Here is an 11,097-nt window from a genome sequence, read left to right as displayed (position 1 = left end):
GGCAAACAGAGGCAAACAAGGCCAACGTGGTTTTGTTCGATCAATGATCAATGTCAGCCGGTTTTATCCTCAGGCGCAGCAAACAACGAAGTCACATTCTTGGTCAGTACCAGCAACGTCGCGGTTTCGGCCAGCGCCTGCTCCTTGCGCCTCAACTCCCTCTCCAACTCCCGAATCCGTTTCTGATCCTGCTCATGCCGCCTGCGCACCGCGCCAATGCCGCGGTTGTCCGCCAGCGCCGCCGCGGCGCTCTGGCGCCAGCATTCGAGTTCGGTCGGGTCGATCGCATTTTCGCGGCACCAGGCGGTTTTCTGCAGTTCGCCCATGGCGCCGGTGGCAAGCACGGCGTCCAGGCGCGCCTCACCGGCGCCGGGCGGGTTGGCCGCAGGCGGGGCGAGGGCCACCGCGCGCCAGCGCTCCAGTGCCGCCGGCGATATCCCCATCTCGGCGGAGACTTGCGCAACACTGGCGTTCTCGGGAGGCAGCATCCGCGCAACGGCGCATTCCTTGAAGGACTGTGTATATCTAGCCACTGTGATTCACCTTGATTCTTCTGTTGCCGCCCGGTTGCTGTCCTTCCTCCCCCGGGGCAAGGCCATGGTCCGGGGCGTTGGCAGTCGGTAAATCGAGTCCCGCGCGGCACGTGGCTTACGCCCGCGGGGACGGCGTCGGGTCAACTCACGCGGCGTGCTGCTCGGCCGGCTGTGCGGCAGGCGTGCTGCGGCGGCGGGCCGGGAACAGCGCATCGCGAATGCGCAGGAAGGGGAACTCGATCGCACGCGTGGCGGCATAGCCGGCGATGATCGCAACGGCAAACTGCAGCGCAAGGGCAAGTCCCCAGGCCACCATGACGGGGAGGCCGAACGCGCTGGCCTTGCGAATGAACACGTCGCCCGGGGCCAGCGCCACGGAGTGCCACAGATAGATGCCGTAGGAATACACGCCGATCCATGCCACCGCGCGGTAGAGCCTGGCGCCACGTATTGCGCCGGAGTATTCGAGCACCAGCACGATCAGCGCGGCAAAGCCGATGGCCTGGATGGTGTAGCCGATGCTCTCCTCGAGCATCAGGTTGCGTTGCAGGAATACCAGCCAGACGACCGTGCCTGCCACCACCGCCAGCAACAGCAGCTTTTGCCCGGCGATGCGGCGGTACAGCTCCGGCTTCATCCAATAGACCGTGGCCAGCATGACGCCGATGAGCAGGCTGTCGATGCGATATTGCGTGTAGGCGGATGCCGCTTCCAGCTCGCCACTGGCGACCGCGGCGCAGCGCGCGGCCAGCACCACCACGCACAGGGCGCCCAGGGTCCACAGGATGGTGTTGGCGCGCACGCGCAGGCGGGCGAACAGCAGCACCAGCGCCGGCAGGAACAGGTAGAAGTGTTCTTCCACGGCAAGGCTCCAGGTCTGCGCAATGGAGGAGCCGAGGTAGTTCTGCATGTGCGTGAGATTCTGGTACAGGAAGGTGCTGGTCGGGTGGCGCCCGGCCAGCACATGGAACAGGATCAGCGCGTAGTAGGCGGGCCAGATCTTGAAGATGCGGCGGATGATAAAGCGCCGCGCATCCACGCTGCCGCTGTGTGCGTACTGGCGCAGCAACAGCCCCCCGACCAGGAAGCCACTCAGGGTAAAGAACAGGTTGACCCCTTCGCGTCCGAAGTTCTTGAGCGGATACTCGATCAGGGCGACCCACTGGCTGCCGGTGCTGACCGTGTGGAAGTGCATTCCCATCACGGCAATGATGGCCAGCCCGCGAACGAAATCGAGTTCGATGGACCGGCCGGTCGGGTTGACGTCGCGGCTTGCCTGGTAGTCCATGCTGTTCTCCTTAGAGGCTGTTTCAAAATGAAGCGAAGCGGTTCTGGCCAGGCGCGCGGCCGCAGACAGTACAACTAGATCGGCCGAGGCCGCGCAACGACGCCAGAATCTTTTTGAAATGGCCTCTTACAGGGTGCCGGACGGGGTCGTGATGGCGGCGTGACCAGGCGGGTCGAATCGCTTGCGGATGAACCGGCACGGATTGCCGCCGTAGATGCCTTCGGCCTCGAGCGAGTGATGCACCACCGAGAGCGGCGTGACCACCGCCGAGCGGCCGATGGTGATGCCTTTCTGGATGACGCACTTGGACGTGATCCACACACCGTCCTCGATCACGATCGGCGCGACATGCAAGTCCATGTTGCTGTCCAGGTCGTGCGAGCCCGCCGTCAGGAAGCTGCCTTGCGAGATGCAGACGTTGGAGCCGATGCGGATGCTGGCCTGGTTGTAGATCCACACATCCACGCCGAACCAGCAGCCATCGCCCACTTCCAGGTTCCAGGGCGACTTGACGCGCAGCGGGTGGACCAGCCGGCAGTGCTGGCCGACGCGCGCACCGAACAGCCGCAGCAGGGCGACGCGCAGCCCGGAGAACGGATTCAGCTTGTTGTTGATGATGCCGGCTTCGACCAGGAACCACGCCGCCTCGACCAGCAGGCTGCGCCGGCGCACGTAGTTGCCCTTGCCGGCGCGGGTGAGGTCGATGACGCGATGTCCTGGCGTGCTGTCCCGGCTTGCATCGCGGCTGCTTTCACGGCTGCTTTCGCGGTTGCCTTCACGATTGGCCTCGCGGCTACTGTCACGGCCTGCCCCGCGTGGATCGCCGACCACATCGAGACAATCGGCATAAGCTTCGGTATCCATGTTCCGCCTCTCACTGGGTGGCCCCGCGGCGCTCTCGGCAATGCCGGGCATCGCCGCGCGGAAGAGTCCATCGTATTGCATCCTGCATCCTGCATCCTGCATTCGCAGGAACGCGAATTCATTCATTACGTTCCTGTCGGGAAAATTATCGAACGTGAAAACGAGGCTGGCCGGCAATCTGGCGCGATTGGCCTTTCGCAAGGGGCGTTTTGGCGGCTCCGTACTACGCTGGGCGCGCAACGCGGCATGGCCGCGCGCTCAGGCGCGGGCCTCAGGCAGCCGCGCGGCGCAGGGTTTGCTTGAATTCGCTCAAGGTATGCCGGGCCAGCAGGTGGGCCCTGGCGGATGCGGCTTGCGGCGCCGGTGCCGCCACGGGCCGTGACAACTGGTCCAGCGCGCGCTGGATGGCGGGGCCCGACAGGTCTTCCAGCACCGGCCCGAGTTCCTGCCCCTGGCAGAACCAGCCGATCAGGCCGTCGGTGGTAGCGATCACGGGCTTGCCAAAGCGGTAGGCCTGCACCAGTACCCCGCTCATGCCGTAGTGGCCCTTGTAGCCGAGCCAGACGGCGTCGCAGGCGGAGAACAGGTCAGCCTCTTCCTCGTTGGTGATGAAGCGGTCGAAGATCACGGGCGGCGGCGACAGCGTGCACGCGGCCGCCTGCAGGAACGCGCGCGTCTGCGGGTCTTGCTGGCCGGCCACCACCAGCGTGGGGGCGCGTGGGTGGCCGGCCAGCGCGGTGACCAGCTCGCAGATGCCCTTGCGTTGCGTGAGCGCGCCGTACACCAGCAGGTAGGTGCCGGCGCCATGCCCCGCGCCCCCCGGGCCTTGGCCCAGCCTCAGCCCCAGCCGTTGCCTGGCGGCGGCGGGATCGGCCGGGAGCGCGTCGGGACAGGGATCGGCCAGGTAGGCGAGGGCGGTGCGGCCGTTGCCGCGCGGATACCACTGCGGCAAGGTCGGGTCGATCGACAGCAGCGTCTTCATGCCGCCGGACTCGACGGCGCGCCGGAACAGCCACGTCTTGACCGCGTTCACCAGCGGCTGGTGCGGCGACTTCACGCCCACCTTGCTGTGATGGAAGCTTGCGCGCATCGTAATGCCCACCCATGGCACCTTGGCGAATGGCGAACCAAGCAGCGGGAGCACATAGAGGAAGTAGTCGGCATAGGGCACCAGCACCAGCGAGATGTCGCGCAGGCCGGCGGCAACCCGGAAGGCATGGCGGAAGGTGCGCCAGAAGCGCACATAGCTGAGCTTGCCGAGGCCGCTGCCCACCGCGGGCGGTGGCTGCGTGAAGACGATGCTAGCGACGATGCCGGCGGCGGAATCCTGCGCGGCCAGCATGCGCTGGGCGAGCGGATGTGCCCGGTTGCAGGGGTCGGTGACCACCATGCAGTGGTAGCCGGCTTCCGTGTAGGCCTGCACCGCCCATTCGACGTAGCGCCAGCGGTGGCCGGTGAAATCGTGCTCGATGATCAGTGCGGTCGGCTCGGACATCGCGTCTCCAGGCACGGTGGGGCGAGCCCGGTGTGCGGCGGGTTGCGGATGTTGCCACACTAGCACCGCCGTCTTGGCGCTGGCCGCCAATTTGCGGGCCGGCTTGGCGGATAAAGGCGGGCGAGGCCCGATTGCGCAAGCTTCACCCGGGTGCTGTGCGCAAGTGACGGATTAACGCTAGGCGATGGCGATTCCTGTCGCCGCGCCTACGGTAAGTTGTGCTTCACGGCTGGCGCGCGGCGCCGGCCGGGCCGGCACGGATACCCGTGCTGGCCGCACCGGTGCCTGCCATCGGCGCGCAACCCATGGTGGGGCAATATGGCCAGATCGCTGAGGAATGCCTTCTTTATGCCGCTGACCGGCCTGCATGCCAGTTCGGCCGCGTGGGTGCTGGGGCAGCAGGTGCTGGTGCGGGGGCTGGTGGCGATCAAGTTCCTCATGGTCGGGCGCATTCTCGGCCCGTCCGCGGTCGGAGTCGCCGCCGTGGCGCTGCTGGCCGTGGCGATTGCCGAGGCGCTCAGCGATACCGGCTTGCCCCAGGCGGTGGTGCAGGACAAGCAAACGCCTACTCCCGACCAGCTTAGTGCGCTCTGGACCGCGCTGACGTGCCGCGGCGCAGGGGTGGCATTGCTGCTCATCGCGCTGGCGCCGCTGCTGGAGGCGCAGTTCCACCTCGCGGGCTCCTTGCTGTTGCTGCAGCTGGCCGCCGCCTTGCCGCTGATCCGCGGCCTGGCCTCGCCGGCCTATTTTGTGGTGACGCGGGACCGGGGCTTCCAGCATATTGCCGGGATCGAGGTGGCGGCCGCCGTCACCGACTGCGGCGTCAGCCTGGCGTGCGCCTTCGCGGGCGCGGGCGCCATGTCCATCCTGATCGGGCTGCTCGCGGGCGAATCCGTCAAGACCGCGCTCACCTGGCTGAGCATGCGCCCCCGGCCGCCCCTGCGCTTCAAGTGGGCCGGCATTGGCCACTACGTGGGTTTCAGCCGCTGGATCTGGGCGGGCAGCGTGGTCAACCTGTTGCTCAACCAGTTCGACAAGGTCATTGTCGGCAAGCTGCTCGGCCCGGCGCAGCTGGGCGCCTACCAGATGTCGTCCAAGTTCGCGCAGATGCTGCTCGCCGACGCCGGCATCGCGATCTCGCAGTACCTGTTTCCCACCTTTGCCGCCCGTTTCCGCAAGCAGGATGGCTCCGACGCGGTGCTGCTGCGCCGCTTCGTGGTGATCGGCGGCCTGGGGCTGGCGATCGTGGTGGTGGCGCTGCGGCTGGTGGCGCAGCCGCTGTTCCTGCTGGTGCTGGGGCCGGCCTGGCTCGGCGCGGTGCCGTTGTTCCGCATCTTCACCATCAACATGGCGATCGGCGGGCTGATCGCGGTGCTGGTCGCCTACCTGCGCGCCGTGGGCATTCCCAAGGCCGCCACGCATGCCTCGGTGCTCCAGGTCTGCGTATTGCTGGCCACGGTGCCGCCCGCCACCCGTTACTGGGGTGCGCAGGGCATTGCCTGGTCGATGACGGCGGGCCTGGCGGTCGCGGCGGCATGGATGCTCTACCAGATCCTGAAAATGAGGAGGGTGTGATGCGGATTCTCCATCTTGTGCTGGCACCGCGCCTTTCAGGCGCGGAGATGCTGGCCAAAGACCTGGCCATCCACCAGCAGGCTCACGGCGACACGGTCTGCCTGTCGGCCCTGATGCCGCAGCAGGAGGACTTCGCGGCGCTGCGCGCGCAGCTCGATGCGGCTGGCGTGCTGTGCCTGTTTCCGGACCAGCCCCGGCGCCTGGCGGGCCGGCTCTGGCACCTGCGCGGCGTGCTGCGCGACTACCAGCCGGACATCATCTTCGCGCACGCCACCATCCCGGCCTTTTACGCGCGGGCCTTGCCGTCGCGGGTGCCGGTGGTGTACGTGATGCACTCAGCCGCCAACGATTTCGAGAGCACCATGTTCCGCTACGTCGAGCGAATGCTGTCCACGCGCGCGCGCGCGGTGATCGGCGTGTCGCAGGGGAATCTGCGCGATTACATCAACTCGGTGGGCACGCACCCGCTGATGGCGGTGATTCCCAATGGCGTGGACACCCGGCGCTTCTTCGTGCGGCCCGCGGGCCAGCGCGACGCGGCGTCGCGGCGCGTCATCCAGGTGGGCCGCTATGCGGCGATCAAGAACCAGCTGCATACCGTGCTGGCGTTTCGCGAGACGCTCAAGCGCGTGCCGGATGCGCTGCTGGAGATGTATGGCGTGATCGAGGATCCCGATTACTACGTCAAGGTCTGCGCCCTGGTCGAAGAGCTGGGCCTGGCCGACAAGGTGCGGGTCAACGGGCCGCAGACCAATATCCCGGAGCTGCTGGCGGGCGCATCGGTGTTTGCCATGCCGTCGGCGTCGGAGGCGCACAGCATCGCCTTTCTCGAGGCATTGGCGACAGGCATGCCGGTGGTGGCGAGCGGCATCCCTGCCTTCGCATTCGCCCGCGGCTTCGCCGGCGTGCAGTTGCTCGACACCGCCGATGCCGCAGCCTACGGCGCGGCGCTGAGCGCGGCGCTGGCACAGCCACGGGTCGCGCGCTCGCTCGATGGCCTGACGCTCAAGGACACGGCCGACCAGTACCGGGCGCTGGCGCGCAGGCTGATCAGCACGGCGTGATGGCTGCCCTTGGGCGCCTGGCATCACGGGATAAAAGCGGGAGGAGATATGGAACGCAAACGTGTACTGGTGCTGAGCCCGCACGCGGACGATGCGGAGCTGGGCGTGGGCGCCTACCTGGCCCGGGTCATCGACGCGGGCGGCGAAGTGATGGTGGCCCTGGCCACGGTAGGAAAGAGCCGGTCGCTCTGCCTTGGCCGCGAGGTGACCGAACAGGAACGGTTGGACGAATTCTCCGAATCGATGTCCGTGCTTGGTGTACAGACGACCGAGGTCCTCACCACGGGGCTCGACGGCGTGCTCGACAGCTTCCCGCGCGCGCAGATGGTCGGCATGCTGGACGCGCTGCAGAACCGCTTTGAGCCCGATGAGGTGCTGATTCCGTTGTCGTCTTCGCACCAGGATCACCGCTATTGCTGGGAGACCGGCATTGCCGCCACGCGCCTGAACCCCGCCAAGCATGCCCCCCGCCTGGTGGCGGCCTATGAGTATCCGGCCACGTGCTGGGGCGGTGGCGGCATCGTCAATCCCTTGGGCGGCTCGCTCTATATCGATGTCAGCGCCACGTGGCCGCGCAAGGTGGAGGCGTTGCGCAGGCACCGCTCGCAAATGCATGACGGTGCCGGGCACCTGGTCAGCATCGAAGGTGTCACGGCGCTGGCGCAGTGGCGAGGTGCGGAAGCCGGCTTCGCGCTGGCGGAAGTGCTGCACATCATGCGCGCGCGCTGGCCGGGATGAAGTTGGCCTGCTGCCCCAGATTTGCGCATGCACGGGGCCGGGTGCGACGTGCCGTGTTGCGCACTGCGGCGCCGGCAGACTAGTCCGGCACGCTCGCGCCAACCGCGCAAGTCACCCGGCTGCGCCGGGCCAGGTACCCGGCCGCCGGCGCGCGCTCGCGCCGTTCTTCAGTCCCCCAGGTCAACAAAGCCGTCTGTGTTGTGACGTCGAAGCCATGTTGCGTCCCGGGCGGCCGCAATTATTTCATTAATCGAAGCGGCGACAGAGAAAATCCGGGGTGGCCATTGCGCGATATATCCTCGTTGCTGGTCCGATGCGTTAGTTAATTTGTCATAATTTTTAATGTTTAGAAATGATTCTTATGTTATCCGGTGTGGGTGAGGACCTGCCGGAAATCGTGAAATTAATGTCGGATTCCCGCTCTCATGCACCCTTTCCGACCCTTATGTTCGGTAGCCAACGCACGGATTGGTGCAGTGTTTGCTGCGATGCATCATCCCTCATAGAGTAGTAGCCAGTTGCAGGACAGCGCGCCGGGACAAGCGATGAGAGACGAGGCCTCTACCCGGAAAAGGCCGTTCCTGCAACGTCTTGCGTAGAATTTTGGAGCGGGCGGATGCCTTCCGCCAACATCTCGCTACTTTCCGACACGGACATATTTCTCGGATTCGGGATCGCTACGATGCATTGCAACACCAATAAATTCGCGCAAGAACGGATCAACATTTTTTTTGGGGGGAAATCATGCCGTACGCCCAACTTGAGCCCGCAACGGTTAGTTGGCTTCATGCCTCAACTAACCGTTCAAAGTGCGCCGCGCGGCGCGTCGGCATTTTACTGTTCGATGGTTTTTCATTATTGGGCGCGGGTTTGGTGGCTGAACTATTCCAGACCGCTAATGAATGCGCCGCGTCCGATCCCGCGAAAGAAGCCGCTTATGACGTGCGCCTGCTTTCCGTCGACGGAGGCAGCGTCGCCTGCTCCGCGTCTGTACGGGTCTGGACCGACGGACTCGATCCGCGCCAGTTCATCGGCTTCGATGTGCTCTTTATCGCCGGTGGGGCGGGCGCCCATGCCGCCGCGGCGGACGAGCGGCTGCTGCGCTGGCTGCGCGTTGTCTCCCCCCGCACGCCCACGGTGCGGCCCATCGCCGAAGGCCGTGCGGTGCTGGCGGCAGCCGGCGTGCTCAAGCCGCACGAGGACGAGCATCGCCATCCCGTGTTCGGGCAGCATGCCTCGGACGAGTCCGGCGAGCAGTACGAACTCGTCAGGGGCGCGCTGACGCTGATCAAGCGCGATCTCGGCCTGGACGTGGCGCGCGCGGTCGGTACCCGGGTGATGCCCGCCTGGACCGCCCGCCTGATGCCCAGGCTCGCGGATACCGGTGCGACCAGCGCGGGCGACAAGATCCGCGCGGCCGCGCGCTGGCTGCATGAGCACTGCGAGCAATCGATCTCGGTGTCCGATGCCGCGCAGGTGGCGGCCATGAGCGAGCGCAACTTCCTGCGCCGCTTCAAGCTGGAAATGGGCGTGACGCCGTCCGACTACCTGCTGCACGCCCGCCTGGACACCGCGTGCAGTTTCCTGGCCGAGACGGAGCTGCCTGTCGACAAGGTGGCGCGGCGCTGCGGCATGGGCAATGGCGACCGGCTGGCCAAGATCTTCCGCAAGCGCATGTCGATTTCCCCAACGGAATATCGTCAGCGCAGCAAGGTCGGCGCAGTGGGTTAGCAGGCATGCGGGCGCGGCGGCGTATGTGCGGGCCTGCAGGTCCGCGCCCCCGCGTAGACGATTGGCACCACGGGCCGCCTGCGCAAGCGCGCGGCGCCCGAGCAGGGAGGGCTGGATCATGTCGAAAAATGTACGCGAGCCTGTTGCCGCGCAACCCGGGGACACCGCCGCGGTGGCGCCGGGCGCCCCCGTGCGCTTGCGCATTGCGCCCGTGGTGCTGGCCGGCGGCGCGGGCACGCGGCTGTGGCCGCTGTCGCGGGAGCATTTCCCCAAGCAACTGATCGACCTGGTTGGCAAGGACTCGCTGCTGCAGTCCACGCTGCTGCGCATGCAGGGTTTCTCCGCCGGCCACGAGATCGAGCCCAGCGCCATCATCGTCTGCGGCGACGAGCATCGCTTTATCACCAGCGAACAATTGCAGGCCAGCGGCATGCAAGGCCGGCTGGTGGTGGAGCCGGTCCGGCGCAATACGGCGCCCGCACTCACGCTGGCCGCATCGCTGGCGCTGGCCGACGGCCAGGACGCAATCCTGGTGGTCATGCCGGCCGACCATGCGATTCCCGATACCTGCGCCTTTCACCAGGCGCTGTCGATCGCGGCCGCCCATGCCAGCGAGGGGGCCATCGTCACCCTTGGCGTGCCGCCCACGCGGCCCGACACGGGCTATGGCTACATCAAGCTTGGCGAGATGCTGCCCGACGGCGTGCGCCGCATGGAGCGTTTCGTCGAGAAGCCGGCCATCGAGCTTGCCGCGCAGTACGTGGCCAGCGGCAACTACTGGTGGAACAGCGGCATCTTTGTCGTGCGCGCCACGGTCTGGATGCAGGCGATCGAGGCATTGCATCCCGCCATCCACGAGATGTGCGTCGCGTCGGTGGCCGAAGGCAAGCAAGAGGGCCAGTTCTTCCGGCCCGCGTCGCGGCAGTTCTTCCTGAGCCCGTCGGACTCGATCGACTACGCCGTGATGGAGCGCCTGGACAACCCGGCCTCGCCGTGCCGGGGCGTGGTGGTGCCGCTGGAGGCGGGCTGGTCGGACCTGGGCTCGTGGGACGCGGTGTGGGATGCCATGGACAAGGACGCCGAAGGCAACGCCGGGCGCGGCCGCGTGGTGTTCGAAGGTGCGCACTCCAGCTATGTCCACTCCGACGGGCGCCTGGTGGCATGCGTCGGGACCAGCAACATCGTGGTGGTAGAGACAGCTGACGCGGTGCTGGTGGTGGATCGCTCGCACGTGCAGGACGTCAAGGATGTGGTCGCGCGCATGAAGATCCTGCACGCGCCGGAGGCCGACACCCACCGCAAGGTACGCAGGCCCTGGGGCTTCTATGACTCCATCGAGCATGGCGATCGCTTCCAGGTCAAGCGCATCGTGGTGCAGCCGGGCGCGCGCCTGTCGCTGCAGTTGCATCACCATCGGGCCGAGCATTGGGTGGTGGTCAGCGGCACGGCGATGGTCACGCGCGGCGAAGAGCAGTTCCTGCTCAGCGAGAACCAGTCCACCTTTATTCCGCTCGGCGTGCTGCATCGCCTGGAGAACCCCGGAAAGCTCCCGCTGGAGATCATCGAGATCCAGTCCGGCGGCTACCTGGGTGAAGACGACATCGTGCGCGTGGACGATACCTACGGCCGCTGCCCGGGACCACAAACATAAGGCGTCAGGAACAAGGACCGAAGGACCGCCGGGCCACGCGAGCACCGCCGGGCGCGACCATGGGGAGGTCGCGTCCGGCGCGGCAGAAAAGCGTGATGTGACGCGCTGCGATGCGACGTGAAGGAAGTAAAGAAGGCAGTCAGGCAACGAGTGGTGAA

General features: G+C 66.5%; 9 protein-coding genes. 5 read left to right on the top strand and 4 right to left on the bottom strand.

The features are described 5' to 3' along the window. Positions 1-53: 53 nt before the first annotated feature. The 4 genes from RR42_RS34520 to RR42_RS34505 all read right to left on the bottom strand — a co-directional run bounded on the left by RR42_RS34520 (position 54) and on the right by RR42_RS34505 (position 4,180). A complete protein-coding gene (locus RR42_RS34520; protein WP_144410030.1) occupies positions 54-533 on the bottom strand; it encodes a transposase in 480 nt (159 codons plus the stop codon). 145 nt (positions 534-678) lie between these two features. Further along, positions 679-1,821, bottom strand: a complete 1,143-nt coding sequence (locus tag RR42_RS34515; protein WP_043356616.1) for an acyltransferase family protein — start codon at positions 1,819-1,821, stop codon at positions 679-681. 126 nt (positions 1,822-1,947) lie between these two features. Further along, complete coding sequence (locus tag RR42_RS34510; RefSeq protein WP_052495312.1) at positions 1,948-2,685, bottom strand: DapH/DapD/GlmU-related protein; 738 nt, start codon at positions 2,683-2,685, stop codon at positions 1,948-1,950. A 271-nt stretch (positions 2,686-2,956) separates the two neighbouring features. Beyond that, positions 2,957-4,180: a glycosyltransferase gene (locus RR42_RS34505; RefSeq protein WP_043356614.1), complete on the bottom strand. Its 1,224-nt coding sequence runs from the start codon at positions 4,178-4,180 to the stop codon at positions 2,957-2,959. Between the two features lie 348 nt (positions 4,181-4,528). Here RR42_RS34505 and RR42_RS34500 point away from each other — a divergent pair, with 348 nt between their 5' ends. From RR42_RS34500 to RR42_RS34480, 5 genes are all read left to right on the top strand, one after another. Beyond that, a complete protein-coding gene (locus tag RR42_RS34500) occupies positions 4,529-5,755 on the top strand; it encodes an oligosaccharide flippase family protein (protein ID WP_043356612.1) in 1,227 nt (408 codons plus the stop codon). Continuing rightward, positions 5,755-6,819, top strand: a complete 1,065-nt coding sequence (locus RR42_RS34495) for a glycosyltransferase family 4 protein (protein ID WP_043356611.1) — start codon at positions 5,755-5,757, stop codon at positions 6,817-6,819. The genes RR42_RS34500 and RR42_RS34495 overlap by 1 nt, the downstream gene beginning before the upstream one ends. A 48-nt stretch (positions 6,820-6,867) precedes the next feature. Further along, on the top strand, positions 6,868-7,557 hold the full coding sequence (locus RR42_RS34490) for a PIG-L deacetylase family protein (RefSeq protein WP_043356609.1): 690 nt from the start codon (positions 6,868-6,870) through the stop codon (positions 7,555-7,557). Positions 7,558-8,301: 744 nt separating this feature from the next. Beyond that, complete coding sequence (locus RR42_RS34485) at positions 8,302-9,288, top strand: GlxA family transcriptional regulator (protein WP_043356608.1); 987 nt, start codon at positions 8,302-8,304, stop codon at positions 9,286-9,288. A 118-nt stretch (positions 9,289-9,406) separates the two neighbouring features. Further along, positions 9,407-10,939: a mannose-1-phosphate guanylyltransferase/mannose-6-phosphate isomerase gene (locus tag RR42_RS34480; protein ID WP_052495164.1), complete on the top strand. Its 1,533-nt coding sequence runs from the start codon at positions 9,407-9,409 to the stop codon at positions 10,937-10,939. The last annotated feature ends 158 nt before the right edge of the window (positions 10,940-11,097 follow it).

Origin of the sequence: Cupriavidus basilensis (genome assembly GCF_000832305.1) — a bacterium.
Classification (GTDB): Bacteria; Pseudomonadota; Gammaproteobacteria; order Burkholderiales; family Burkholderiaceae; genus Cupriavidus; species Cupriavidus basilensis_F.
The sequence above is the reverse complement of the archived record's forward strand: the minus strand, read 5'-3'. Positions and strand labels throughout refer to the sequence as shown.